Raw genomic sequence first — 25,445 nt, 5'->3', positions numbered from 1 at the left:
TTTTATAATAATATGATGAATTTAACAATTATACCAAATCAGCAATAATTTTACTAATAATTTTGGCTTTTGTTAGAATCATAATATGCGTTCCTTTTTCAATTTGAATGCAGTTTTTTATATGTTTAATTGGAAAAACATGATCTTCTAAACCATGAATATGAATAAGGTTTTTAGGTGCTTCTATTTGTTTCCAATGAAGTACATTGTATATTGCCCAATGCAAATAGTGTTCATCTCTAACTGAAAGATATTTTTTATAGAGTTCAATTCTTTTTTTAGCAAAATTTCCAAATGCATATTTTGAAAAATCTTCGATATTATTTATAGAAGAAGCTGGAAATAATTTATAAACTCCAGTTTTTTGAATTAGTTTTAATCTGTTTGGTAATTCATTTCTACTTTTTACACTCGAAATTAAAATTATTTTTTTAACCAAAATGTGTTTTGCCATTTCCTGAACCATAATGCCTCCAAACGAAACACCAATTAAAATTGGATTTTTTTCTGAAATTAAATCAGCCATTCTTTTGGCATAATCTTCTAATTTTTCTTTTTCAGAAAGGGGTAGTAGCCATTCTAAATAATGAAGGTCAAATTTATCTTCAGGAAATTTTAAATTTTCAAAAATTTTTGAGCTTGCACCTAATCCAGGTACAAAATAAATATGTTTTTTTGGTTTCATTAGCTATTTAAAATATCAATAACAATAGGCTTTAATCCACTAAAAAAGAACTCAACAGCAATTACCATAACAATTAACCCCATTAAACGCATCATAACTTTATTTCCAGTTTCACCTAAAAAGTCAATAATTTTACTTCCTCCAACATAAATTAAAAAGGTTAGTAAAAGTACAAATGCAATAATTCCAATTAATACAACTTGTTGTAATAGTGTATGTGAATCTTCCATTAATACAATAGCATTTGTAATAGCTCCAGGGCCACATATCATTGGGATTGCTAATGGAGTAATAGAAATATCATCTACATAAGCATCTATTTTTTTTTCATCATCAGTATGTTTTATATGCGCTAATCTAGCTTGTAACATATCCCAACCCATTGCAAAGAAAATAACACCTCCAACTATTCTAAAACTATTCACTGAAATACCGAAAAAATTAAATAATATTTTACCAGAGAAAGCGAATAAAAGTAGTGTAAAAAATGCCACAAGTGTTGCTTTTTTTGCGGTTTGCCTTCTACGTTTTTTACTTAAGTTTGTGGTCATAGACATAAACACCGGCATTGAGCTTAAAGGGTTTATTAACGTAAAAAACGATGTAAATACTAAAATAGCAAAGGTGTAAATATCTTCAGTCATAACTTATACAAATTTAGGTTCTTTTACCCAATCAAACCTTACAATTCCATCTTCATCTATTTTTGTTAATTTTATAGAATGTAATGTATTAACCAATTCAGGATTCCAAGGTGTTTTTACTTTCACATAATTTTGTGTAAATCCGTGAATATAGCCATCTTTATTCTCACTTTCAAATAGCACTGTTAATTTATTTCCTAACTGACTTTCATAAAAAGCTCTACGTTTTTTAACAGATAAACCACGTAACATTTTGCTACGTTTTGTACGTACATTTTGTGGAACAACATTATCCATTTCAACTGCTTCAGTATTAGGTCTTTCGGAATACGTAAATACGTGTAAATATGAAATATCTAACTCATTTAAATAGTTGTATGTTTCTAAAAAGTCTTCATTTGTTTCACCTGGAAAACCAACAATAACATCAACACCAATACATGCATTTGGCATTTTTTGTTTTATAGCAGTAACTCTATTGGTGTATGTTTCTTTTAAATAACGACGCTTCATTAGTTTTAATAATTTGTCGTTTCCACTTTGTAAGGGAATATGAAAGTGTGGTACAAAACTTTTAGATTTAGATACAAAATCTATGGTTTCATTTTGTAATAAATTGGGCTCTATAGACGAAATTCTTAAACGGTGAATACCATTTACTTCATCTAAAGCTTTTACCAAATCTAAAAAAGTGTGTTCGTGTTTTTTATTTCCAAATTCACCTTTACCATAATCACCAATATTTACTCCAGTAAGTACAATTTCTTTAATACCTTTTGCTGAAATTTCTTCAGCATTATTTAATACATTTTGAAGTGTATCACTACGAGAAATTCCTCTAGCTAAAGGAATAGTGCAATATGTACATTTATAATCACAACCATCTTGAACCTTTAAAAATGCTCGGGTTCTATCTCCAATTGAATACGAACCAACATAAAAATCTGCATCTTCAATTTCGCACGAATGTACTTCGCCCATATCGTTTTTAGAAAGATCGTTGATATAATCGGTTACTTTAAATTTTTCGGTAGCACCTAAAACCAAATCAACACCATCTATATTGGCTAATTCTTCTGGTTTAAGTTGTGCATAACAACCAATAGCAATTAAAAATGCTTTGTTGTTCTTTTTTAATGCCGATTTTACAATTGTTTTAAATCGTTTATCTGCATTATCTGTTACAGAACAAGTGTTAATTACGTAAATATCAGCTTGTTTTTCAAAATCAACACGTTCAAAACCTTCATTCTGAAAACTTCTTGCAATTGTTGAGGTTTCAGAAAAATTTAATTTACAACCTAAAGTGTAAAAGGCTACTTTTTTTTGTCCGTTCATTCTTGTACATTTATCGAGTGCAAAAGTACTCAATTAAACGATGATAGCAAAAACAACAAAGCCTCCTTATTATGCGGTAATTTTTACTTCTGAAAGAACTAAAAATAACAATGGATATTCAAAAACCGCTATTAGAATGGAAGAATTAGCTAAAAAAGAAGCTGGTTTTTTAGGAATGGAAGCTGCAAGAAGTGAACTTGGAATTACAGTTTCATATTGGAATAGTTTAGAAGCTATTCAACATTGGAAAGAGAATGTAGCACATTCAGAAGCAAGAGAAAAGGGTAGAAGCGATTGGTATAAAGCTTTTAAAGTTAGAATTTGTAAAGTTGAAAAAGAGTATGGGTTTGAGAAGTAATACGTTGTTGTTGGTTTTTAGTTGTTGGTTTTTAGTTAGTTGTAAAATTGAAACTAAAAAATATAGCGATTCTCAAGTTTTTAGGTATAACGAGCATGCAAATATTGCAACTTTAGACCCTGCATTTGCTAAAGATTTGCGAACCATTTGGGTTACAAATCAGTTATTTAACGGCTTGGTAAAATTAGATGAAAAGTTAGAGGTGCAACCTGATATTGCAACTTCTTGGACAATTTCAGAAGACGGAAAAACATATACATTTAATTTAAGAGAAGATGTAACTTTTCATAAGCATATATTATTTGGAAAAGATTCAACTCGAACAGTTGTGGCTAGTGATTTTGAATATAGTTTTAATAGATTGCAAGATCCAGCAGTTATTTCACCAGGTAAATGGGTTTTGGAGTTTGTAGAAGAGTTTAAAGCATTGAATAATAGTACATTTGTAGTTCAATTAAAACAACCATTTCCTCCATTTTTAAGTTTAATGAGTATGAAATATTGCTCTGTACTTCCAAAAGAAGCTGTTGATTATTTTGGTGATAATTTTAGGTCAAATCCTATTGGTACAGGTCCTTTTCAGTTTAAGCTCTGGATTGAAAATACCAAATTGGTATTTAGAAAAAACCATTACTATTTTGAAAAAGATGAAAACGGAGTTAAGTTACCGTATTTAGAAGCTGTTTCTGTAACGTTTTTACCAGATAAGCAAAGTGAGTTTTTACAATTTATTCAGGGGAATTTAGACTTTATGAGCAGTATTGATGCTTCTTATAAAGATGATTTATTAACTTCAGAGGGAAATTTACAAGAACGACATGCTAATAAAATTGATATGATTTCTGGACCTTATTTAAATACTGAATATTTAGGTATTTATTTAGATGCTGAAGAAACCGAAGTGAGTTCAGTAAAAATTAGAAAAGCTTTAAATTATGGTTTTGATAGAGTAAAAATGATTCGTTATTTACGAAACGGTATTGGAACGCCTGCTGTAAATGGTTTTATTCCAAAGGGTTTGCCTAGTTTTACTAACATGCAAGGATACACATATCAACCTGAAAAAGCAAAAGAGTTAGTACAATCTTATATTAAAGAAACAGGTAATTTAAATCCGTCAATAACAATTAGTACCAATAGTCAGTATTTAGATTTATGTGAGTACATTCAGCGTGAAGTTCAAAAAACAGGATTAGAAGTACATATTCACGTAATGCCTCCTTCAACTTTACGCCAAACAAAAGTACAAGGTAAATTAAGTATTTTTAGAGGAAGTTGGGTTGCAGATTATCCCGATGCAGAGAATTACTTATTTATATTTCATAGTAAAAACTTTTCGCCAAACGGACCTAACTATGTACATTATAGTTCAAAAGAATATGATAATTTGTATGAAAAAGCGATTAAAATTACAGATGCTAAAAAAAGAAGATTGCTATATAACCAAATGGATAGTTTGGTAATGGAATCTGCAGCTGTAATACCTTTATATTATGATGAGGTGGTGCGTTTTACACAAAAAAATATTTCAGGTTTGGGTATTAATCCCATCAACCATTTGGATTTAACTCGTGTAAAAAAAGATGAAGCAATCTAAATAGTAAAATTTTGTCAACCTGAAACAAGTTCAGGTTGACAAGTTTCTAGACTTTTTATAAAGCCTTGTTTTTTAAATGAATAGTTTGAATAGCTCTAGGTGCAATTTGAGTTGCATAAGTATCGGCTTCCAATGCTATTGATATTTCATAAGCTTCATTATTATTGTTATAAACAACAATAACAATTGAGCCATCGGTATTTTTTGCAGCGGTATAAATAAGCCCTTCTGTTTTATCTCCTTTCAATGTTATTCTATGTGCATTTGGACGGATAAACTTACTAAAGTGACTTAATAAATAATAGAGCGGAGTGTAAATAACTTCGTCAGTATTTGGATTGATAAGTACAGGTGCACTATTAAAATTGTTGTAGGGATTTGGTTTACCTTCATTACTTAAAATGCTACACCACTCAACATACCCTTGAGTACCATTATTTAAATCTGTAATTATATCGTAAGCATAAGTTTCAAAAGGTACAAATGTACCAGCATAGTCAGTACTTGCTCTCCAGTATTGACCAATAGGGTCGTTAGCATCAATATCGATACTTGATTCAGAATGAATTATTCCTTTATTTGGCCAATTTTGTTGTAATTTATTTACTTCATCAGCATAGTAATTATTTTCTTTAAGCTTTGAATTTGTATACCAATGAAAAGCAGTTCCCCAAGCATATTTTGAAGCTTCAGGATCATTGTAAGTTGGTTTTACATAATCAATCATAGTTGACTTATTGTGGTCATAAAGTAGTACACGTAATCCGGCATCCAAATCATTAAGGTTAAGATGACCATCTTTTACAAGTTGAGGTCCTAGGTAATCTCTCAAAAAGGTTCTACCTTGTTCAGGAGTAAAACCATTACTATCCCAAGCAGCATCATGATAATGGAGTGGTTCATTCTGTGGTGTCATTCCCCAAAGAGTAATTCCTTTTTCGGCATAAGCACTTACATATTTTGATAAGTATTTAGCCCAAAGTCCGTAATATTTAGGAAGTAAACTTCCGTTAGTCATTTCAGCAGTTTCACCTGATTTCATCCAAGAAGGAGGACTCCAAGCTGAAGCGATAATTTTAAAGTCTGCACCAGGTATACCAGATGCTTCTATAATCATTGGGATTATATCGTAACTAGGTTCTACTAATTCAATACCACGCACTTGATCGTTTTCATCGCCAGTAAATCCTCTTATATCTTCATAAATACTGAAAGTTGAAAGATCTTCATCACCTTCTTCAATGTATGTGTAGTGGTTGTTTGAATAATCACTACTATTAATATGAGTTCGTGTAAGGGTAAATCCAGCACCTTCTGTTGGACTGAACATTTTAGTTAATACTTCTTTACGTAATTCTACTGGGATAGTTGCCAAATTCCATGCTGAAGATTCTGTAAATGAAGCACCGAAACCGATATACTTTTGAAATTCTTCATTAGGAAGCAATTCTAAAGTTACTTTTTTTACTGGTAAAGTGTTGGTTTTAGTTTTTTCATTAGTTATTAATTTTAAGTTATCTCCAGCTTGTGATGTTTGGTAAATATTTGTTGTATAATTTTGATGAGGGCTTTTAGGAGTGCAACCTATAGTTAAAATATAAATAATGAAGGCATATAAAACTGTTGCTTTTATATGGGAATTATTTTCAATTTTTTTAAAACTATTTAATTTCATTGTTTTTATAATGTTGAAAAGTTTGTTAAACGCTATAATTTTTTTATAAAGAACAAATTTAGGAAATAAAATTGCATAGCATTTATAAAAAAGACTGTAATTATTCTCAATTTTTTTATTGAAATGGTTCTATAAAAACGTTAAAAGTGTTGAGCCCATTTGAAGTATTAAACAATTCTTTTGAAAGCATTGCTTTTGCTACGTATGGATAAGCAGTAATTGGCTCTATACATAACATATTATTTACAGGAGTCCACAACATAAAATTTTTAAAACCCGTAGTTTTTATACGTAGATTTAAACCAGTAGCTTTAACTAACAAAATTTCATTAGTATTTAAAACGGGATAAGCAATATCGCCACCTTTTATAATTTCAGGAATAGAAATTTTTTGAGTTTTAGAGGATATTACTTCGTCTAATTCTCCATTTAATTTAAAAGCTGGATGATAACCAAACATAAAAGGCATCTCTTTTTCAGTAGTAATTTCAAACGTAATTTTTAATAATTTATTCGATAATTCTATAATTTTTTTAAATGTAAAACTATACGGCCAAGAAACAAGTCTAACATTAGATTTTTCAGGATATTTTGAATTTTCAATAGCTGTATAGGCAGTATATTTTTTTATAAAAATACAGCTATTTTCAGTTTGATTTTTAAGCGTATAGTTTAACTCTCGTAAAAGTCCATGCTGATCTTGGTTGTAATTTCCTTTTGGAGTTAAAACACTAAAATTATTAGGTTCAGTTGGACCAATAATTGGAAACATTTCCGTGTCAGAATTTCTCCACCCAGGATTTCCTTTTTGATGAATCAATTCTTCATTATTAAAAGCATAGCTAACCAATTCTCCTTTATCAATTTTAACTTTTGAATTTTTGTCTGGGCTAATTAATGTAATTGTATTCATAAAACTTTAAATATTTTTTATATTACAAATATAGAGTATCCTTTTTTTAATTGTTATTTCATTTTTTATTAGAATTTAAAACTGTCTGTAACAGTTGTAAATCTTATTTTTTATGGATGTTATAATTCAATTTATTTTAGAATCATTATAAATTACTATTACCTAAAAAAATCTATGTTACTAAATTTTAGGCTACTATATTTTTTTAGTGGTTTTTTATGTAACATTTGTTCATCATAATGTAACATTTGTTTAATTTTATTTTTGAAATAGTAAGATATTTATACACGTTAAATTTTGATTTAATAGGAGTTAACTATTTTTTTTGTCTTTTTTATTATTAAGACTTTTTACTCTTTTATTAGTCGGAAAATACAAATTTAGAACTCTGGTAGAATAAATTTAAAATGTGTATAAATGTATAGATCAATAGCTATTGTAATCGGGATTATTATTGCTTTGTTGGTGGCAGTAAATGTTTTTCATAGTGATGAACCAGCCAATTTAAAATTGGAAATGTTAAAGCAGGAATATGCATTTAAACCTGTTCCTTCTGTTGATCATCATAAGTTAGCTATTTTACAAGCTCAATTTAAAACTCCTCAAGAAGTAACGGAAACTTGCCTTACTTGTCATACCGAAACTCATAAAGAGATTATGTCTTCATCGCATTGGAATTGGGATAGACTTTCTTACGTTAAAGGTAAAGGTGTTTATACATCTGGTAAAAAAAATGTAATGAACAATTTTTGTCTTGGCTCTAATTCAAATGAAAAGGCTTGTGCTAAATGCCATATTGGGTATGGAATGGGTAGCGACGAATTTGATTTTGCAAATGCTAGAAATGTAGATTGTATGGTTTGCCATGATAATAGTGAAGAATACTTAAAAGGTGCTTCTATGGCAGGATATCCAGATAGATCTGTTAATTTACACAATGTAGCACAAAGTGTAGGTATGCCAACTAAAACAAACTGTGGTTCTTGTCACTTTTTTAGTGGAGGAGGTAATAATGTTAAGCATGGAGATTTAGAAGTAGCTCAACTTTCATGTGATAGAGAGGTTGATGTACACATGGCTTCAAACGGATTGAATATGGAATGTGTTGCTTGCCATACTGCACAAAATCACCAAATAAAAGGAAAACTTTATTCAGTTTCAACAAATAACATAGATCGTTCTAATTGTGCAGATTGCCATACTAGTACTCCACATTTTTCAGATGTGTTAAACCGACATGGCTCAAAAATAGCATGTCAAACATGTCATATTCCTGAATATGCAAAAGTTAATTCAACAAAAATGTCTTGGAAATGGTCTGAAGCAGGAAAATTAAAAGATGGTTTTCCTTACGAAGAAGAAGATTCTTTAGGAAACCATAACTATATGTCTATAAAAGGGGCTTTTGTTTGGGAACGAAATGTAAAGCCAGATTATGTGTGGTTTAACGGTACAGCAGAACAATATAGATTGGGAGATAGTATTACCGAAGTTCCAGTTCAAATGAATACACTTCACGGTTCGTATAACGATAAAAATTCAAAAATAATTCCTGTAAAAATTCATACAGGAGATCAGATTTATGATACAGAATATAATCGTTTAATTCAACCATTATTATATGGTGATGAAAAAGGAGATGGTGCATATTGGAATGACTTTAATTGGGATAAAGCCATAAAAAAGGGAATGGAAATAACAGGTGAGCCTTTTAGTGGAAATTATGACTTTATTGAAACAGAAATGTATTGGCCATTAAATCACATGGTTTCTCCAAAAGATAAATCATTAAGTTGTGTTGATTGTCATACAAGAAATAATGGTCGTTTAGAAAAATTAACAGGTTTTTATTTACCAGGTAGAGATACTAATTCAACGTTAGATTTGATAGGAAAATGGTTGTTAATAATAACGGTTTTAGGTGTAGCTGGTCATGCACTTATTCGTGTAGGTCAAGATTTTATCAATAATAGGTATAAAAAACAAGTTATTGATTATTCTAAAAAAGAATTAAAAGATAGGTTAGATTCATAAAAACAATTTATAGTAAAATTAATATGAGTAAAGTATATATTTATAAGGGATTTGAGCGATTTTGGCATTGGGCACAAGCCTTGCTAATAATGTTTTTAGCAATCACAGGATTTGAGGTACATGGTACTTTTGAAATTTTTGGATTTGAAAAAGCTGTAGAATTTCATAGAACAGCTTCATGGTTACTTATTGGACTTATTATAATTTCTATTTTTTGGCATTTTACCACAGGAGAATGGAGACAATATATTCCAACAACAAAAAAATTGAAAGAACAAATTATGTACTATTTAGTAGGTATTTTTAAAGGTGAACATCATCCAACAGCAAAAACTCAACTTCGAAAATTAAATCCTTTGCAGCGTATTGTTTATTTGGCTTTTAAATTAGTACTTATTCCAATGACTTTAATTTCTGGAATATTATACATGTTATATAAAACATTTGATGAGAATAACATGGTAGTTGTTGAAGACTACCCTTTAGAAAGTATTGCTTTTTGGCATACTTTGGGTGCAATTTTATTAATTGTATTTTTAATAATACATGTATATATGACTACTACAGGAGAAACTCCAACATCAAATATTAATGCAATGATTACTGGATATGAAGATTTAGATGATGAAGAAGAATCTGATGAACAACACAAAGAAGTAAACGAGAAAACAAACAATATAAAAAAGTAAATAAATGAAATCGATAGCATACATGAATCCATATTTGGCAGGCTTTATACTAGGATTAGTTTTACTGGGAACTATTTATGTAACAGGTAGAGGACTTGGAGCAAGTGGAGCTGTAAAAAGTGTTGCATTAAGTACAATTGCTGAAGTAGCACCTGATCACACAGCAAATACAAGTTATTTAAAAGAATATTCAGAAACCCATGATGGACCTTTAAAAGATTGGCTTGTTTGGGAAGTAATAGGAGTTATTATAGGAGCTTTCTTTTCTGGAGTTTTAGCAAAACGTGTAGGTTTACAAATAGAGCATGGACCTAAAATTAATAATAGCTTGCGTATTGGTACTGCTATACTTGGAGGCTTATTATTTGGTTTAGGCTCTCAATTAGGACGAGGTTGTACTAGTGGTTCAGCTTTAAGTGGAATGGCAGTTATGTCGTTTGGAGGTATCATTACAATGTTGGCCATATTTGGGTCGGCGTATGCATTTGCATATTTTTTTAGAAATCTTTGGTTAAAATAATATAGATATGGGACCATTAGTACCTTTTATTTTTAGTAACGAATTTAGTCTTGTTGTAGCACTTATATCCGGAATTGGTTTTGGGTTTGCATTGGAACAAGCAGGTTTTTCATCTACAAAAAAATTAGTGGGTTTATTTTACGGATACGACTTTACAGTTCTTAAAGTATTTTTTACAGCTGGAGTTTCCGCTATGATTGGTGTGTTATTATTAGCACATTTTGGATTTCTTGATATTAGTTTAATATATGTAAACCCTACTTTTTTATGGGCAGCACTAGTTGGTGGAGCCATTATGGGATTAGGCTTTGTTATAGGAGGCTTTTGTCCTGGAACAAGTATTTGTGCAGCATCTATTGGAAAAATAGATGGTTTAGCATTTGTTTTTGGTTCAGCACTTGGAGTTATAATATTTGCTGAAGCATATCCATTTTTTAAAGATATTTATTTAGCTGAAAATTGGGGACCTGTACTAATTAACGAACAACTTGGAATGTCTAAATTAACCTTTGCTTTTGTGCTTACTGCAATTGCTTTTATTGCTTTTTATTTGACACATAAAATTGAAAATAAGGTTAATAATCGTCAATTTAACTTTTCTAAAAAGAAATTAATTGTATATGGTTCTGGTATTTCGTTAGCATTTATATTATTGATATTAATTTCAATAACACCTTCAAAAAATGAAATGATTGCTAAAAGAATACAAGATCCTGAAATACAGCAAAAAACTATTTTTAATGAAATTGATTCAGATGCTCTTGCATTTGAGATAGCTAACAATTATTATAAAATTAATGTAATAGATGTTCGAACACCTGAAGCATACAAAGCATACCATTTACCAATGGCAATTAATATTCCGTTTAAAGATCTTGGAAAAAGAGAATGGCATAAAATATTTACACAAAATTTAAAAACAAATTATTTTTATGCTGATGAAGAAAGTTTAGTAAAATCTACTTATTTGTGGGCAGAGTATTTAGGTAAATCTGATAATTATATTTTAACAGATAATTCTGATAAATTTAAACAGCAATTTTCAACAAATATAAAAATGCCAAATGGAGATTCTAAACATGAATTAGATATTTATAAGTACCGTAAAGGATTAACTGATAAAATGGAAGTTTTAACTGAAGCACTTAAAAATTTATCTGCTCCAATAAAAGTAAAAGTAGTTAAAATTAAAGGAGGTTGTAGCTAGATTTGTTTAGTATAAATTTTAGATAAAAAAACAGGAAAGCTATTTAGTATAACTTTCCTGTTTTTTTTTATTCGATATAACTGAATTGCATACTCAATTCAATAGGAATAAGATTATTTATTATTTTCAACTATATATTCAGTCATTTTTTTTATTAGATGAACTCTATCGTAACCGCGTACATTGTGTTCGTGCATTGGGTAAGTGAAAAAGTCTATTTGTACTTTGTTAGTCACGGCTTCTTTTAGTAAATCCATACTGTGTTGAGGTACAACAACAGGATCTATACTTCCGTGAATAATAAGCATTTTTCCATCTAAATTTTTAATATAGTTAGCAACCCTAGCTTTTTTATAACCTTCAGGGTTTTCTTGTGGCGTATCCATATAGCGTTCGCCATACATTACTTCATAATATTTCCAATCAATAACAGGTCCACCTGCAACAGCTGTTGTAAAAACTCCAGGATTTCGCAGCATTAAACTTGTAGTCATAAAACCACCATAACTCCAACCGTTCACAGCAATTCTATCACTATCAACATAGTTTAACGATTTTAAATATTCAATTCCTTTTAATTGATCACTAATTTCTGCATTACCAACATTTCTATGTATTACGCTTTCAAATTTAAAACCTCTGTTGGCAGAACCTCTATTGTCTAATGTAAATACAATATAGTTTTCTAACGTTGCAAAAGCTGGCATCCATAAACTAGAACCACCAAGCCATGAATTTGTATTCATTTGCGCGTGTGGTCCACCATAAACATATACTAAAACAGGATATTTTTTTGAAGTATCAAAATTGGCTGGTTTGGTAATTTTACCATATAAATCGGTTCCATCATCAGCTTTAAGAGTTAAAAATTCGGTAGTTCCTATTTTGTAATCTTTTAAAGGGTTTTCTTCTGAAAGAATTTGTTTAGATTTTAGCGTTTTTGTTGAAACTATATCAATATTAGTAGGTATTGATAAGCTAGAATAAGAATCTATTAAATATGTTCCGTTAGTATTTAATTGTGTTCTATGTGTACCAACCTCATTAGTTAATTTTGTGTATTTCTCATTTTTTAAATCTACTTTAAACGTGTGTTTTTCTCTAGCGTCTTCTCCAGTTCCTGAAATAAACACATTTCTTCCTTTTTTATCGAAGCCTAAAATATCTTGAACAACCCAATTGAATTTTGTTACTTGTTTTTTAAGTTCACCTTCAACGGTATATAAGTACAAGTTCATAAAACCATCACGCTCACTAAACCATAAAAATTCAGTTTCAGAATTTGGTAAAAAAACGGCATCGTGCTCTGGTTCTGTCCATTTATCGCTAGTTTCTTCAAATAAGGTATTTACTTTTTTTCCTGTTAAAATATCATATCTATTATACCATACATGGTTTTGACCACGGTTTACTTCAGCAACTAACACATATTTTTCGTCTGGTGTCCAAGTTAAATTTGTAAGGTAATGTTCATCTGAAGTATCAATATCTAAATATATAGTTTTACTATTTTTAAGGTTGTAGATACCAATTTTGGCTTTTTCACTTCCTTGTCCAGCCATTGGATATTTTATATTTTTTAATGAAGCAGGATAGGTTGTAATGTCAACTAAAGGATAATCTGTTACGTTGCTTTCATCTTTTTGATAAAAAGCTAAATAATTACCTTCTGGACTCCAAAATATTCCTTTGTAAATACCAAATTCACTTCGGTGAATAGTTTGACCAGAAACTATATTTTTATCTTCAATTGTTGTTACGGCTATTTTAGAATTATTAGTTGTAGCAATAAATAAATTATTGTTAATAGTGTAAGCAACGGCTTTAGCTTTTTTGCTAAACTCTTGATTTTGAGCTTCTGAATCCCAATTAATAGTAAAACTTTTTTGGTTTTGAACAGTGTTAAATACTTCAATACCATTTCTAGTATTAAATGTAATATCAGCTAATGAAATTGAAGCTAATCGTGGAAAACGTTTTAAATCTGGGTAGGTTTTTTGTAATGTTTCTAATGTAAGTTTTTTGTATTCTTCGTTAGTTTCAGCTGCAAAAAAAACTAAATCATTGTTTTTTTGATATACATAGGTGTCAGAATCTTTTACCCATTTTAAGTTTTGCAATCCCATAGGATATAAACCTTTGTAATATCCTAAAACAGCATCGTCAATAGTTAAGGTTTTTTCTTGAGAAAAGCTGATAAAAAAAGTACAGAAAAGTGCAAGCGCAATTAATTTTTTCATAAAATAAAATAGTTTTGTGTAATAAAACAAAGTTATAGAATAATGATTTAAAAAATGATAGAATATTAAGGTTTTACAACGTTATTCTTGCCATTATTGGATAGTGGTCGCTATATTTAACCTTATACGTTTTAAAATTGTTAATTTCTATGCGTTCATCGGGTAAAATAAAATCTATTCTAAAAGGAAAAGCGAGGTCGTAGGTTTTTCCAAAACCAGCTCCAGCTTCTTGAAAAGCATCGTTTTTTCCTTCTATTAATTCATTATAAGCCCAAGAGAATGCAGTGTTGTTGAAGTCTCCACAAATTATTGTTTTATAATGTATTTTAGATTGATGCTGTTTTATTAATTCAACTTGGTTTGCTTGAATTTTAAAAGCGTTTTCTACACGTTTACGTACTTTTTCAGTATTTTCTTGACTTATTTCTTCTTCTTTAAGGTTTATTTGAAGTGATTGTAAATGAATATTGTAAACTCTAACAGTATCTTTATCTTTCAAAATATCGACAAAAATAGCATTGTTGTTTGTTGAGTTAGAAAAGTTCAAAGATCCTTTATTTATTATTTTATAATTGGAAAAAATTGCTTGTCCAAATAAACTTTTTTTATTTTTTGAAAATGTGTGTTTGTATGTAAACTTTAAAGCTGAATTTTGATCGTTAGAGTATTCTTGTAAGCATAAAATATCCGGTTGTTTGTCAGTAATAAATTCAACTATTTTTTTATCAATATTATCTTCATTTATGTTTTTATATTTATTAAACATTCTAACATTGTAGCTCAACACTTTAGTATCTGACGTTAATAAAACTTTTTTTTCGTTAAAAGTATAAAGTTTAGAAACGTATTGAAATCCAATAGCTAAAACAAAAACTGAAAGTATAAATTGTTTTTTTAGTTTTAATAACCAATAAATGGCAAAAAGTATATTGATAATTATTAAAAAAGGAATAGTTAAACTTATAGTTGCTATTATGTGATAACTATTAGGCGAAATAAAATAACTTAAATAGGAGAGTAGCAGTAATGTTGCCAAAATTGAATTGACAAAAAACATAAATTTATCTAGTAGGGATAAGTTTTTCATATTATTTTTTTCCTGCTCTAAACAAGTAATCTTTTTCTTCTTTGGTTAAAGCGTTGTATCCAGATTTGCTTATTTTATCTAAAATATCGTCAATTTTACGTTGTTTTGTTTTGGAAACGTCGTTTGCAGTTCTTCTTTTAGATTTATAAACTGTTTTTAAATTAGATGTTTTTTTAGGTTTAAATAGATTGGAAAAATAGTCGATTATAGTTTCAAACCATTTGCCAATATCATTTCCAGCACTTAATTGTTTAGCATACACAAAGCCAAAAGCTGCACCTGCTATATGTGCAATTGCACCTCCATTTTCTACGTTGGCTAATTGTAAAATACTTAAACCAATCCAAATAACTGCTAAAACCCATAATTCTACACTACCTATAAAACGGAGTTGTATAGCGTATCTAGGTATTTTAGTTGCGATACCTATAAAAATGGTACTAACAGCCGCAGAAGCACCAATTAAAGGACTTCCAGTTTTATTTGTTATATAATAATTTAGTAAAAAAGCAATGGCTCCAACTATAATACCTAAAAAGTAAAAGTTTAAAAATTGTTTTTTGGTATGAAAATTTAAAAATAAGTTTCCTAAATAATATAAAACTAGTAAGTTAGATAAAATATGCCAAATACTTAAATGAAGAAAGCCATACGTAATTAAGGTCCATGGTTTTGTAATAAATTCATCAAATGAAGCTGGTAGTCCAAACCAATTAATAATAAAACCTTTAAACAGATTTGTAATTAAAAGCATAAGCACATTTATATAGATGATTTTTTCAACTATATTGGCTTTGTAATAGGCTTGTTTTATTTCGTTTAATATATTCATTCTAATCCCAACGTCTAAATTGATGTTGTTTCCAGTAATATGCAATTAAAAATCCAATTAGTGCGCCACCAACGTGAGCAAAATGTGCTACACCACCTCCAAATAATGAAAAACCTGTGACACCTGAAAATAAATCTAGTAAAATTAATCCAGGTATAAAATACTTGGCTGCTACTGGAACAGGGAAAAATATCAATCCTAATTTAGCATTAGGAAACGTCATTCCAAAGGCAACTAAAACACCATAAACAGCTCCTGATGCACCAACGGCAGATGTGTTATATATTTCGTTCGCTTTTTGTAGTGTTTCGTTTTCATATTGAACAGTAGCATTCATTAACGAATAAATTTCTTCAGAGGAAGCTCCTAATTTTATAAGTTCATTAAAAGCAGAATTAAATTGAAAATAATTTACTAATGTATAAATAATTCCTGCTCCTAAACCTGCAGAAAAGTAGAAGAATAAAAACTTATTTCTTCCCCACATTTGTTCTAAAGGTGTACCAAAAGCCCATAATGCATACATATTAAATAGTATGTGCATAAATGAAAATTGGCTGTGCATAAACATATGTGTAATAAATTGCCACAATCCAAATTCTGGGTTTTTAGGGAAATGCAGTGCAAATAAATTTTGCAAATCAAAATCCAATAATTTTGGAGCAATAAATAACAATACATTTATAATAATAAGATGCTTAATAGCCTCTGTAAGTTTGTTCATCATAGGTTTAACAATTTAATTGTTAAAATTTTTATCAATTTCTTCTAAAGCAATAGTAACAAATGTTTTTTTACCAAACGGTGATACATCGGGTTGTTTGCATAAAAATAACTTATTTACAATTTCTTCTTGTTCTTTTGCATCTAATTTTGTGCCAGTTTTTATAGCTAAACTTTTTGCTAAACTTTTTGCCATTATGTCTAGTTGGCTAAAACTAGTGTCAGGAATGTCGTTTTTTATATCATCTAATAATTGTTCAATTATTATGGTAGTTTGACTTTCAGTAATACTTACTGGAATTCCTGTAACTACAATGTTTTCATTAGAAAAAGTACCAAATAAAAAACCAATATTTTCTAAATCTTCCTTAATTTCTACAATTAAATTAAGATCTGTTTTACTAAACGAAATTTCTTGAGGAAATAGTAATTGCTGACTTGCGGCATCTCTAACGGTACAGTTTTCTAAAAATTCTTCATATAAAATACGTTGATGTGCTAAATTTTGATGAATATATACAACACCAGATTTTATACTACTAACAATATATTTTTTATGAACTTGATATGTTTTAGCGGCTGATTTCTCTTCTGAAAATAATGAAGAATTTACAGCTTCAGATTCAACTTCAATATTTTCAACATTAATACCCGTATATAAACTTTCCCAATTTGAAGTTTCTCGTTTAAACGGGAAATTAATACTTTTTTGTTCTTCTTTTTTAAAAGGATTAAACGATGGGTCTACTGTTACTTTTGGGGTAGAAGGTGATGATTTATGTTTAAAATTATATGGAGTATCTAAACTTGCATCTCTGTTAAAATCTAGTACAGGAGCAACGTTGTATTGTCCTAAACTATGCTTTATAGTTGATCGCAGTATAGCATATAATGTTTTTTCATCATCAAATTTAATTTCTGTTTTTGTTGGATGAATATTTATATCAATACTATTTGCGGGTACTTCTAAAAATAAAAAATAGGAAGGGTGAAAACCATTCGAAATTAATCCATCAAAAGCACTTGATACAGCATGATTTAAATAGGCGTTTTTTATAAATCTATTATTTACAAAAAAGAATTGTTCACCACGTTTTTTCTTTGCAAATTCTGGTTTAGCAACAAATCCTGAAATTTTTACAACATCAGTATTTTCTGTTATAGGAACCAGTTTTTCGTTGGTTTTTTTACCTAAAATAGCAACTATACGTTGACGTAAATTACCGGCAGTTAAATTATAAACTTCACTATCATTATGGTGAAATGAAAAAGCAATTGAAGGATGCGCTAATGAAACTCTCTGAAATTCATTAATAATATGTCTAGTTTCAACAGTGCTCGATTTTAAAAAATTTCTTCGAGCAGGAATATTATAAAATAAGTTTTTTACAGCTACTGAAGTTCCTATGTTTGCAGCAATATTTTCTTGAGAAACAATTTGTGAACCTTGAATTTTTATAAAAGTACCTAATTGATTTTTTTCTTGTTTTGTTTTTAAATCTACATGTGCAATAGCGGCAATAGAAGCCAATGCTTCGCCACGAAAACCTTTGGTGTGTAAATTAAATAAATCTTCAGCTTTTTGAATTTTAGAAGTAGCATGGCGTTCAAAACTTAAACGAGCATCGGTAACACTCATTCCTTTTCCATTATCTATAACCTGTACTAATGTTTTTCCAGCATCTATAACAATTAATTTAATAGTATCTGCTCCAGCATCAATAGCATTTTCAAGTAATTCTTTAACAACCGATGCTGGTCTTTGAACTACTTCTCCTGCTGCAATTTGATTTGCAACATGATCTGGTAAAAGCTGAATGATATCTGGCATTAAAAAGGTTTCGTGAAAATGGATAAATCAAAATCGATAATAAGTAGAAAAACTAAAACTAAAATAGCTATAATAATTAAAATTGTTTTGTTAAAACCATAATTTTCAGATGTTTTCATTTCATCTAAAGCAGTATTGATTTTTCCTTTTAAATTTTTTTTAGGACCTATGGTAGTTCTGTGTTCGTCAAATCTATTTTTAATTTCATAAGGATTTCCTTCACCTTTGAAATATCTAGGTTTGTAATCGAATTTTTTATTTTTCCGTCTTGTTAAAATTCCCATAATAGTCAAATATACTTAAAAAATAAGATATTCTAATGCGATTAAAAATGTAAAAAAAAGTTAAAGTTTTTTATAAAGAAGACTTTACAAGGTCTGCCATTTTAATTGCAGCAATAGCACATTCAACACCTTTATTACCATGTTTGCCTCCAGAGCGCGCAATAGATTGTTCCATGTTATTATCTGTTAATACACAGTATATTACTGGAACTTTGTACTGAATGTTTAAATCTTTTATACCTTGAGTTACTCCATCGCAAACAAAATCAAAATGTTTTGTTTCGCCTTGAATTACACTTCCAATAGCAATTATAGCGTCTACTTTTTGTGTTTCAAGCATTTGTTTACAGCCAAAAATTAATTCAAAACTGCCAGGAACGTCCCATTTTATAATGTTTTTTTCTAAAACACCATTTTCTAAAAAAGCTTCAAAAGCTCCTTTAAATAAGTTATCTGTAATGTTTGGATTCCATTCAGAAACAACAATCCCAAATCGAAAATTTTTCGCATTTGGGATTGTCGCTTTATCGTAATATGATAGGTCAGTTGTAGCCATACAACTATTTATTGTTTTGCAAATTTTGCTTTATTGATGTAGATATCAATTTTTTGAGCTTCTGTAGCATTTGGATAATCTGTTTGAATTCTTTCAAATAAATCTAGTGCTTTTCCATAGTTACCTAAATCCATTGCAGTATTACCTGCTTTAAATAAGTATAATGGAGTAGAAAAATTGTTATCTCTTAAATTAGCAGCTTTTAAATAATAATCTAAAGCGTCTTCTGGTTGATTTAAATCAGCAAAAGCATCTCCAATAGCACCTTTAGCAGTTGGGCCTAATAATTCATCTTCAGAAGAGAATTTTTCTAAATGAGAGATAGCTTCTTCATAGTTTTTCATTTTTAAATATGAAATACCAGCATAATAATTTGCTAAATTTCCGGCAGAAGTTCCACTGTATTCACTTGCTATATCAACAAAACCGTATTTTCCGTCAGTTCCATTTAAACCTAATGTAAATAAAGAATCTACAGCAACACTACTAGACATTGCTTGGTTAAAGTAAGTTTTTGGAAAAGCTAATTCATTTGCAGCTTCTTTTTCACTAGGTTCCTTAACATATTTAGTATATGCCATATAACCTAAAATTGCAGCTACTATTAGTCCTAAAACAACAAAAATTGCGTTTTGGTGTTTTATTACCCATTGTTCCGATTTTGAAGCAGTTTCATCTAAAGTGTTAAAAACTTCAGCAGTAGTTGATTGTGATTCAGCTGATTGCTGTTGGTTTTTCTTTACTTTACTTCCAGTCTTTTTATACGTTGCCATTAATTGTAAAATTTGTAGGCGCAAAAATAGCCTTTTTAATTGAAATGTAAAAATACAAAAGGGTCTAAATTCTCAATTATTTTCAATAATTTTAGCGATTCAAAAAATATAAATGCATTTACAGAAATTAAGTTTACTAAATTTTAAAAATTTTGAAACCCAAAACTTTTGTTTTCAAGAGAAAATAAATTGTTTTGTGGGTAACAATGGTGTTGGAAAAACAAATGTATTAGATGCAATATATTACTTGTCTTTTGCTAAAAGTTACTTCAATCCAGTTGCTTCTCAAAATATTAAGCATAATGAAGATTTTTTTGTAGTTGAAGGTGAGTATAAAATGCCAGAGAAAACTGAAACTGTTGTTTGTAGTTTAAAGCGAGGAAGTAAAAAGGTGTTAAAACGAAATGGCAAAGTGTATGAAAAGTTTTCTGAACACATTGGTTATTTTCCGTTAGTAATTATTTCTCCAGCGGATAGAGATTTAATTGTTGAGGGTAGTGATGTAAGACGAAAATTTATTGATAGCGTTATTTCTCAAAGTGATAAATCCTATTTACAATATTTATTAAATTACAATAAAGTATTAGCGCAACGTAATTCATTATTAAAATATTTTGCAGCTAATAGAACTTTTGATGCTATTAATTTAAAAGTTTATAATGAGCAGCTAAATACGTATGGTTCAGAAATTTTTAAAAGAAGAAATTTATTTTTAGAAGCATTTATACCTATTTTTGAAAAGCGTTATCAAGTAATATCTAATAATAACGAGAAAGTTAATTTAGCCTATAAATCTCAATTATTAAATACAGATATGCTATCTTTATTTGAGCAAAGTTTAGAGAGAGATAGAATGTTGCAATACACCAGTGTTGGTGTGCATAAAGATGATTTACAGTTTGAAATTGATGGTTACCCTATTAAAAAATTTGGTTCGCAAGGTCAGCAAAAATCATTTTTAATCGCGTTGAAACTTGCTCAATTCGATTTTATAAAAAAACAAGCAAATGTAAAACCAATTTTATTGCTTGATGATATTTTTGATAAGTTAGACGATACTAGAGTGGCGCAAATAATTCATTTAGTAAATAATAATGAATTTGGACAACTTTTTATAAGTGATACACATAAAGAACGTACAGAAGAAGTAGTTAAAGCTACCAATAAACCCTATAAAATTTTTGAACTGTAATGGCAAAACGCTTAAATGAATTTCAGTCTATTGAAGAGCTGATGAAAAATGTAATTGTAGAAAATAAGCTTACCAAAGGTTTAAATCAACTTTCGGTAAAAGAAGCTTGGGTGAAATTAATGGGGCAAGGAGTAGAATCGTACACAAAGCATATTGAATTAAAAGGAAAAACACTTTTGGTAAATTTAACTTCATCTGTTTTACGTGAAGAATTAAGCTACGGAAAAGAAAAAATTGTTAAAATGATGAATGAAGAATTGGGAGAAGAGCTAATATCAAAAATAATATTGAGCTAAAAAAATCCGTTTAAAAAACGGATTTTTTATAAATGTATTTTTTAAATTTTTTAAAAGAAATTACCAGAAAACACTTCTCTTCCAGAAAAATGGAAAGCGCTTTCAATTTCGGAATTTTCATTGCTGTCAGAACCATGAATGGCATTGTTACCAATAGATTCAGCATATAATTTTCGAATAGTTCCTTCTGCAGCTTCAGCAGGATCAGTAGCGCCAATTAAAACTCTAAAATCTTCAACTGCATTGTCTTTTTCTAAAATAGCAGCTACAATTGGACCGCAAGTCATATAATCAACTAACTCTCCAAAAAATGGACGCTCTTTATGAATTTTGTAAAATTCTTCAGCACCAGCTCTAGTTAATCTAGTCATTTTCATTGCTACAATTTTAAAGCCTGCAGCATTTATTTTTTTTAAAATAGCACCAATGTAACCTTTGTCAACAGCATCTGGTTTAAGCATGGTGAACGTTCTGTTTGTAGTCATAATTATATTTAATTAAGGTGAACAAATATAGTATTCTTCTGTAATATACAATGTTACTTCATATATTTTTGTGTGTAAGTGCGGTATAATACATTTTTTTCTCCTCTAATTTCCATAGTAATTTTAGAATTAATTAAATCAAATTTTAAAATACCAAAGCTTTTTTTAGCTATTACATCAACAATTCTATACGGATTTTCTTCTCCACTATAACTAGTGTATGAATGTGTCATTCCACTCGATGTAAAATCTATTAATGGATATTTTAAGCCTTCTATATTTTTTGACGAAATTTCAGAAATATGTCTGTCTCCAGATAAAATTAGTGCATTTTTTGTATTAGTTTCAACTAAAAGTCTCTCTAATTTTTCAACCTCATTAGGCATATTTCCCCATGTTTCAAAACCATGTTTATTAGATAAAAACTGAATGCTACTCATTATAACAGTATAATCTGATTTTGAGTTGTGAAGTTGATCTTTTAACCAATTCCATTGCGTTTCACCTAGCATTGAGTTGTTACTATTTAAGTTAGGTTTGTAACGTTTTTTAGAGTTATTATCAGCAGTTAATTCAGTTCTAAAATAACGTGTATCTAAAACAATTACTTTAATTATTGATGTATTAACTGCAAAATCTTTTGCAAAATAAACACCTTCTTGTTTTCTTCTTGGACTATTTTGAGGAACATCTAAAAAATCCAAATAAAGCTGTTGAGATTCTTTTTTATATTTATAGTCTCTACCACCATCATTTTTACCAAAATCGTGGTCGTCCCAAGTTCCTAAAACTTCAACATTTTTAATAAAATTAGAGTAATGTTTATTGTTTTTTTGAAGCTGATAGTTGTTTTTTAAATAGGTCATATCTTCTGTGTCAGAATAAATAATATCACCACCCCAAATCCAAATATTTGGATTGTTTTTAGAAATTTCTTTCCATAAATTATTTTGAAGATTTTGATTGTTACAAGAGCCAAATGCAATAGTAAAACCTGAATTTTTTATAGGATTAGACGCATTTTTTTCTTCCACTGGTTTTGGTTTACATAGTATAAACAAGAAAAAAACAGGAAGTATTTTTAGAATAAATTTCATGCTAACTATTTTAAGTCATCTTTAACAAATATAGAGAATCAAAGCTAATAATATACATTATTATATTGTATATTCGCAGCATATGAATAAAAATGATATTAAAGAAATTAAGGAACTGCTTTTAGAGCATAAAAACATTGTAATTGTTCCTCATAGAAACCCTGATGGAGATGCTATAGGTGCCTCGTTGGCTTTATATCATTATTTAAATGATAAAGGTCATACTGCAACTGTTGTAGCTCCTAATGATTATCCAAATTTTTTGAAATGGTTACCAAATTCAAAAAACACCATTAAATTTGATATGCAAAACAGGCAATCAAAAGAAGCTCTTGATGTTGCAGATATTGTGTTTTTATTAGATTTTAATGCGTTGCATAGAGTAGGTGATGATATGCAAAATACTTTAGAACAATATGTTGGAACTTTTATTATGATTGACCATCATCAAGAACCCGATACTATTGCAAAATATTTGTATTCAGATACTTCTATATGTTCAACATGCCAAATGGTATATCAATTTTTTGAAATGTTGGAAGATGTAGATGCAATTACTCCAGAAATAGCTACGTGCTTATATACAGGTATAATGACTGATACTGGTTCGTTTAAGTTTTCTTCAACAACAAGTAAAACACATAGAGTTATTGCCAATTTAATTGATAAAGGAGCAAAAAACGATAGAATTCACAATAATGTATACGACACTAATTCTTATGGAAGGCTTCAATTATTAGGAAGAGCCTTAAGTAATATGGTGGTAATAGAGAAATTAAAAACAGCATATATTACTTTAAGTCAGAGCGATTTAGATGAGTTTAATTACCAAAAAGGCGATACAGAAGGTGTTGTAAATTATGCTCTTTCTGTTGAAGGTGTAGTTTTTGCTGCTATTTTTATTGAAGATGTAGATCAGCAAATAATAAAAATCTCATTACGTTCTAAAGGAAAATTTTCAGTAAACAAATTTTCACGAGCACATTTTAATGGTGGTGGACATGATAATGCAGCTGGCGGAAGAGAAACAATTTCATTAGATTCAACAGTTTCTAAATTTTTAAGTATTTTACCAGATTATAAAAAAGATTTATTGTACTCGTATGAAGGTTAAAATTCTTTTCATATTCATTATATTAATAACAGTTTCTTGTTTAAATCCAGTTCCAAGAAAACCAATAACAAGAAAAACGTCCTCTTTTATTGAAGAATCAGTTGCATTCAATAAAAAAATGAATGCTAAAGAAGAGTCCGAAATAAAAAGAGTAATAGCATTAGATTCTATTTATACCTATAAAACATCTTCAAAAGGCTTTTGGTATACGTATACAAAAAAAAGTGAAACTGTTTATACACCTAAATTTGGTGATGAACTGAAGTTTACATACCAAATTGAAGACTTGTATAACAACATAATTTATAGTTTTAACGAAGTTGGGGAAAAAAGTTATGTTGTAGATCAACAAGAAATTGTTGAAGGTTTGCGCAATGCATTAAAACTAATGAAAGAAAACGAAGAGATAACTTTTTTATTTCCATCGCATAGAATGTATGGATATACTGGAGACGAAAATAAAATTGGTAGTAGCCAATCATTAAAAGTAAAAGTTCAATTAATTAAAATAAATAAAAAAAATGAAAGTAATTAAGTATGTTTTAGCAAGTTTAATTGTTTTAGCAACATTAGCATCTTGTAATAACGGAAGAGTCACTAAAAAATCGTTAGAAACTGAAATAGATTCAGCTAGTTACGCATTAGGTTTAAATGCTGGAATACAGTTAAAGCAAAATTTTGATGAAATGGATGTTAATTTATTTTTTCAAGGATTTGAAAATGGTGTTGATTCTACAGCTTTTTTAATGGAATCTAAAGATGTTAAAGTCTTTTTAAATAAATTTTTCAGAAATCTTCAAGCTAAAAAACAAGAACAACAACGTGCTGAAGCTTTAAAAAAGGTTGAAGTTGAATTTGCAGATGTAAAAGTAGCGAGTATTAATTTTTTAGACGAAAATAAAACTAAAGAAGGTGTAAAAACTACCGATAGTGGTTTACAATATATTGTTTTAAAAGAAGGTGTAGGCAATAGTCCTGTTGCTGCCGATAAAGTGAAAGTGCATTACCACGGTACATTAATTGATGGTACAGTTTTCGATAGTTCAGTTGATAAAGGAGAACCTGCAACATTTGGTGTTAGTAGAGTAATAAAAGGATGGACTGAAGGTTTGCAGTTAATGAATGTAGGGGCAAAATATAGATTTTTTATTCCTCAAGAATTAGCGTATGGTGCTTTTCCTAGAAAAGGTGGTAAAATTAGACCTTTTGATGCTTTAATTTTTGATGTTGAAATGTTAGAAATTATTGAAGCAAAGCCTAAATCAAAAAACTAAA

The 25,445-nt window shown here is 29.2% G+C and carries 26 protein-coding genes; 11 read left to right on the top strand and 15 right to left on the bottom strand.

Features of this window, described 5'->3' with window-relative positions; all coding sequences use genetic code 11:
* Window positions 1-28 precede the first annotated feature (28 nt).
* The 3 genes from R3X25_RS12960 to mtaB are packed head-to-tail and all read right to left on the bottom strand — an operon-like array spanning window position 29 to window position 2,667.
* Window positions 29-685, bottom strand: coding sequence for an alpha/beta hydrolase (locus R3X25_RS12960; protein ID WP_317675344.1), 657 nt, complete (start codon window positions 683-685; stop codon window positions 29-31).
* Complete coding sequence (locus R3X25_RS12955) at window positions 685-1,329, bottom strand: MarC family protein (RefSeq protein ID WP_317675343.1); 645 nt, start codon at window positions 1,327-1,329, stop codon at window positions 685-687. Before R3X25_RS12955 ends, R3X25_RS12960 begins: the two co-directional genes overlap by 1 nt.
* 3 nt (window positions 1,330-1,332) lie before the next feature.
* The gene (mtaB, locus tag R3X25_RS12950; protein WP_317675342.1) at window positions 1,333-2,667 is read right to left on the bottom strand and encodes a tRNA (N(6)-L-threonylcarbamoyladenosine(37)-C(2))-methylthiotransferase MtaB; all 1,335 of its coding nucleotides are present in this window, start codon (window positions 2,665-2,667) and stop codon (window positions 1,333-1,335) included.
* A 40-nt stretch (window positions 2,668-2,707) separates the two neighbouring features.
* Here mtaB and R3X25_RS12945 point away from each other — a divergent pair, with 40 nt between their 5' ends.
* Window positions 2,708-3,025: an antibiotic biosynthesis monooxygenase gene (locus R3X25_RS12945; protein WP_317675341.1), complete on the top strand. Its 318-nt coding sequence runs from the start codon at window positions 2,708-2,710 to the stop codon at window positions 3,023-3,025.
* Window positions 3,009-4,622, top strand: coding sequence for an ABC transporter substrate-binding protein (locus R3X25_RS12940; RefSeq protein WP_317675340.1), 1,614 nt, complete (start codon window positions 3,009-3,011; stop codon window positions 4,620-4,622). Before R3X25_RS12945 ends, R3X25_RS12940 begins: the two co-directional genes overlap by 17 nt.
* Window positions 4,623-4,677: 55 nt before the next feature.
* Here the strand turns inward: R3X25_RS12940 and R3X25_RS12935 are convergent, their stop codons facing one another.
* Window positions 4,678-6,297 carry a glycoside hydrolase family 30 protein gene (locus tag R3X25_RS12935; protein WP_317675339.1) on the bottom strand — a complete coding sequence of 540 codons (1,620 nt, stop codon included), beginning with the start codon at window positions 6,295-6,297 and terminating at the stop codon, window positions 4,678-4,680.
* 115 nt (window positions 6,298-6,412) lie between these two features.
* Window positions 6,413-7,210, bottom strand: coding sequence for an aldose 1-epimerase (locus R3X25_RS12930; protein WP_317675338.1), 798 nt, complete (start codon window positions 7,208-7,210; stop codon window positions 6,413-6,415).
* Window positions 7,211-7,627: 417 nt separating this feature from the next.
* On the opposite strand from R3X25_RS12930, the gene R3X25_RS12925 reads away from it, so the two are divergent.
* Genes R3X25_RS12925 through R3X25_RS12910 form a run of 4 tightly spaced genes read left to right on the top strand, consistent with a single transcriptional unit; the run spans window position 7,628 to window position 11,660 of the window.
* A complete protein-coding gene (locus R3X25_RS12925) occupies window positions 7,628-9,244 on the top strand; it encodes a tetrathionate reductase family octaheme c-type cytochrome (RefSeq protein WP_317675337.1) in 1,617 nt (538 codons plus the stop codon).
* Window positions 9,245-9,267: 23 nt separating this feature from the next.
* Window positions 9,268-9,933, top strand: a complete 666-nt coding sequence (locus tag R3X25_RS12920; RefSeq protein ID WP_317675336.1) for a cytochrome b/b6 domain-containing protein — start codon at window positions 9,268-9,270, stop codon at window positions 9,931-9,933.
* A gap of 4 nt (window positions 9,934-9,937) precedes the next feature.
* Window positions 9,938-10,453: a YeeE/YedE thiosulfate transporter family protein gene (locus R3X25_RS12915; RefSeq protein ID WP_317675335.1), complete on the top strand. Its 516-nt coding sequence runs from the start codon at window positions 9,938-9,940 to the stop codon at window positions 10,451-10,453.
* Window positions 10,454-10,460: 7 nt separating this feature from the next.
* Entirely contained in the window at window positions 10,461-11,660 is a 1,200-nt protein-coding gene (locus R3X25_RS12910; protein ID WP_317675334.1) for a YeeE/YedE thiosulfate transporter family protein, read from the top strand.
* Window positions 11,661-11,773: 113 nt separating this feature from the next.
* Here the strand turns inward: R3X25_RS12910 and R3X25_RS12905 are convergent, their stop codons facing one another.
* From R3X25_RS12905 to R3X25_RS12870, 8 genes are all read right to left on the bottom strand, one after another.
* Window positions 11,774-13,900, bottom strand: coding sequence for a S9 family peptidase (locus tag R3X25_RS12905; RefSeq protein ID WP_317675333.1), 2,127 nt, complete (start codon window positions 13,898-13,900; stop codon window positions 11,774-11,776).
* Between the two features lie 73 nt (window positions 13,901-13,973).
* Window positions 13,974-14,987: an endonuclease/exonuclease/phosphatase family protein gene (locus R3X25_RS12900; RefSeq protein WP_317675332.1), complete on the bottom strand. Its 1,014-nt coding sequence runs from the start codon at window positions 14,985-14,987 to the stop codon at window positions 13,974-13,976.
* Between the two features lies 1 nt (window position 14,988).
* Window positions 14,989-15,819 carry a rhomboid family intramembrane serine protease gene (locus R3X25_RS12895; RefSeq protein WP_317675331.1) on the bottom strand — a complete coding sequence of 277 codons (831 nt, stop codon included), beginning with the start codon at window positions 15,817-15,819 and terminating at the stop codon, window positions 14,989-14,991.
* A 1-nt stretch (window position 15,820) separates the two neighbouring features.
* A complete protein-coding gene (locus R3X25_RS12890) occupies window positions 15,821-16,543 on the bottom strand; it encodes a rhomboid family intramembrane serine protease (protein WP_317675408.1) in 723 nt (240 codons plus the stop codon).
* A 15-nt stretch (window positions 16,544-16,558) separates the two neighbouring features.
* Window positions 16,559-18,373 (bottom strand): DNA mismatch repair endonuclease MutL, encoded by a 1,815-nt coding sequence (gene mutL / locus R3X25_RS12885; RefSeq protein ID WP_317675330.1) that lies wholly within the window; start codon window positions 18,371-18,373, stop codon window positions 16,559-16,561.
* Window positions 18,373-18,657, bottom strand: a complete 285-nt coding sequence (locus R3X25_RS12880; RefSeq protein WP_317675329.1) for a riboflavin synthase subunit beta — start codon at window positions 18,655-18,657, stop codon at window positions 18,373-18,375. The genes mutL and R3X25_RS12880 overlap by 1 nt, the downstream gene beginning before the upstream one ends.
* Before the next feature lie 70 nt (window positions 18,658-18,727).
* On the bottom strand, window positions 18,728-19,213 hold the full coding sequence (gene ribH / locus R3X25_RS12875) for a 6,7-dimethyl-8-ribityllumazine synthase (protein ID WP_317675328.1): 486 nt from the start codon (window positions 19,211-19,213) through the stop codon (window positions 18,728-18,730).
* A gap of 8 nt (window positions 19,214-19,221) precedes the next feature.
* Entirely contained in the window at window positions 19,222-19,986 is a 765-nt protein-coding gene (locus R3X25_RS12870; protein ID WP_317675327.1) for a tetratricopeptide repeat protein, read from the bottom strand.
* A gap of 112 nt (window positions 19,987-20,098) precedes the next feature.
* Between R3X25_RS12870 and recF the strand changes: the two genes are divergently transcribed.
* Both recF and R3X25_RS12860 read left to right on the top strand, forming a co-directional pair.
* The gene (gene recF / locus R3X25_RS12865; protein WP_317675326.1) at window positions 20,099-21,178 is read left to right on the top strand and encodes a DNA replication/repair protein RecF; all 1,080 of its coding nucleotides are present in this window, start codon (window positions 20,099-20,101) and stop codon (window positions 21,176-21,178) included.
* A complete protein-coding gene (locus R3X25_RS12860; RefSeq protein WP_317675325.1) occupies window positions 21,178-21,474 on the top strand; it encodes a DUF721 domain-containing protein in 297 nt (98 codons plus the stop codon). Before recF ends, R3X25_RS12860 begins: the two co-directional genes overlap by 1 nt.
* A 50-nt stretch (window positions 21,475-21,524) precedes the next feature.
* Here R3X25_RS12860 and R3X25_RS12855 read toward each other — a convergent pair whose 3' ends face one another.
* Both R3X25_RS12855 and R3X25_RS12850 read right to left on the bottom strand, forming a co-directional pair.
* On the bottom strand, window positions 21,525-21,959 hold the full coding sequence (locus tag R3X25_RS12855; RefSeq protein ID WP_317675324.1) for a nucleoside-diphosphate kinase: 435 nt from the start codon (window positions 21,957-21,959) through the stop codon (window positions 21,525-21,527).
* A 53-nt stretch (window positions 21,960-22,012) separates the two neighbouring features.
* Window positions 22,013-23,056: an alkaline phosphatase D family protein gene (locus R3X25_RS12850; RefSeq protein WP_317675323.1), complete on the bottom strand. Its 1,044-nt coding sequence runs from the start codon at window positions 23,054-23,056 to the stop codon at window positions 22,013-22,015.
* Window positions 23,057-23,138: 82 nt separating this feature from the next.
* On the opposite strand from R3X25_RS12850, the gene R3X25_RS12845 reads away from it, so the two are divergent.
* The 3 genes from R3X25_RS12845 to R3X25_RS12835 are packed head-to-tail and all read left to right on the top strand — an operon-like array spanning window position 23,139 to window position 25,444.
* Window positions 23,139-24,170: a bifunctional oligoribonuclease/PAP phosphatase NrnA gene (locus R3X25_RS12845; protein WP_317675322.1), complete on the top strand. Its 1,032-nt coding sequence runs from the start codon at window positions 23,139-23,141 to the stop codon at window positions 24,168-24,170.
* Window positions 24,160-24,705, top strand: a complete 546-nt coding sequence (gene gldI / locus R3X25_RS12840) for a gliding motility-associated peptidyl-prolyl isomerase GldI (protein ID WP_317675321.1) — start codon at window positions 24,160-24,162, stop codon at window positions 24,703-24,705. Before R3X25_RS12845 ends, gldI begins: the two co-directional genes overlap by 11 nt.
* On the top strand, window positions 24,692-25,444 hold the full coding sequence (locus R3X25_RS12835; protein ID WP_317675320.1) for an FKBP-type peptidyl-prolyl cis-trans isomerase: 753 nt from the start codon (window positions 24,692-24,694) through the stop codon (window positions 25,442-25,444). Before gldI ends, R3X25_RS12835 begins: the two co-directional genes overlap by 14 nt.
* The last annotated feature ends 1 nt before the right edge of the window (window position 25,445 follow it).

This window comes from Lutibacter sp. TH_r2 (genome assembly GCF_033101135.1).
Lineage (GTDB): Bacteria > Bacteroidota > Bacteroidia > Flavobacteriales > Flavobacteriaceae > Lutibacter.
The sequence above is the reverse complement of the archived record's forward strand: the minus strand, read 5'-3'. Positions and strand labels throughout refer to the sequence as shown.

Coding starts and splice junctions, on each gene's coding strand:
- R3X25_RS12920 (WP_317675336.1), top strand. CDS start 9,268: ATGAGTAAAGTATATATTTATAAGGGATTTGAGCGATTTTGGCATTGG.
- R3X25_RS12955 (WP_317675343.1), bottom strand. CDS start 1,329: ATGACTGAAGATATTTACACCTTTGCTATTTTAGTATTTACATCGTTT.
- R3X25_RS12940 (WP_317675340.1), top strand. CDS start 3,009: ATGGGTTTGAGAAGTAATACGTTGTTGTTGGTTTTTAGTTGTTGGTTT.
- R3X25_RS12880 (WP_317675329.1), bottom strand. CDS start 18,657: ATGGGAATTTTAACAAGACGGAAAAATAAAAAATTCGATTACAAACCT.
- R3X25_RS12890 (WP_317675408.1), bottom strand. CDS start 16,543: ATGAACAAACTTACAGAGGCTATTAAGCATCTTATTATTATAAATGTA.
- R3X25_RS12935 (WP_317675339.1), bottom strand. CDS start 6,297: ATGAAATTAAATAGTTTTAAAAAAATTGAAAATAATTCCCATATAAAA.
- recF (WP_317675326.1), top strand. CDS start 20,099: ATGCATTTACAGAAATTAAGTTTACTAAATTTTAAAAATTTTGAAACC.
- gldI (WP_317675321.1), top strand. CDS start 24,160: ATGAAGGTTAAAATTCTTTTCATATTCATTATATTAATAACAGTTTCT.
- R3X25_RS12855 (WP_317675324.1), bottom strand. CDS start 21,959: ATGACTACAAACAGAACGTTCACCATGCTTAAACCAGATGCTGTTGAC.
- R3X25_RS12835 (WP_317675320.1), top strand. CDS start 24,692: ATGAAAGTAATTAAGTATGTTTTAGCAAGTTTAATTGTTTTAGCAACA.
- R3X25_RS12925 (WP_317675337.1), top strand. CDS start 7,628: ATGTATAGATCAATAGCTATTGTAATCGGGATTATTATTGCTTTGTTG.
- R3X25_RS12870 (WP_317675327.1), bottom strand. CDS start 19,986: ATGGCAACGTATAAAAAGACTGGAAGTAAAGTAAAGAAAAACCAACAG.
- mtaB (WP_317675342.1), bottom strand. CDS start 2,667: ATGAACGGACAAAAAAAAGTAGCCTTTTACACTTTAGGTTGTAAATTA.
- R3X25_RS12860 (WP_317675325.1), top strand. CDS start 21,178: ATGGCAAAACGCTTAAATGAATTTCAGTCTATTGAAGAGCTGATGAAA.
- R3X25_RS12895 (WP_317675331.1), bottom strand. CDS start 15,819: ATGAATATATTAAACGAAATAAAACAAGCCTATTACAAAGCCAATATA.
- mutL (WP_317675330.1), bottom strand. CDS start 18,373: ATGCCAGATATCATTCAGCTTTTACCAGATCATGTTGCAAATCAAATT.
- R3X25_RS12915 (WP_317675335.1), top strand. CDS start 9,938: ATGAAATCGATAGCATACATGAATCCATATTTGGCAGGCTTTATACTA.
- R3X25_RS12905 (WP_317675333.1), bottom strand. CDS start 13,900: ATGAAAAAATTAATTGCGCTTGCACTTTTCTGTACTTTTTTTATCAGC.
- R3X25_RS12900 (WP_317675332.1), bottom strand. CDS start 14,987: ATGAAAAACTTATCCCTACTAGATAAATTTATGTTTTTTGTCAATTCA.
- R3X25_RS12845 (WP_317675322.1), top strand. CDS start 23,139: ATGAATAAAAATGATATTAAAGAAATTAAGGAACTGCTTTTAGAGCAT.
- R3X25_RS12945 (WP_317675341.1), top strand. CDS start 2,708: ATGATAGCAAAAACAACAAAGCCTCCTTATTATGCGGTAATTTTTACT.
- R3X25_RS12850 (WP_317675323.1), bottom strand. CDS start 23,056: ATGAAATTTATTCTAAAAATACTTCCTGTTTTTTTCTTGTTTATACTA.
- R3X25_RS12960 (WP_317675344.1), bottom strand. CDS start 685: ATGAAACCAAAAAAACATATTTATTTTGTACCTGGATTAGGTGCAAGC.
- R3X25_RS12930 (WP_317675338.1), bottom strand. CDS start 7,210: ATGAATACAATTACATTAATTAGCCCAGACAAAAATTCAAAAGTTAAA.
- ribH (WP_317675328.1), bottom strand. CDS start 19,213: ATGGCTACAACTGACCTATCATATTACGATAAAGCGACAATCCCAAAT.
- R3X25_RS12910 (WP_317675334.1), top strand. CDS start 10,461: ATGGGACCATTAGTACCTTTTATTTTTAGTAACGAATTTAGTCTTGTT.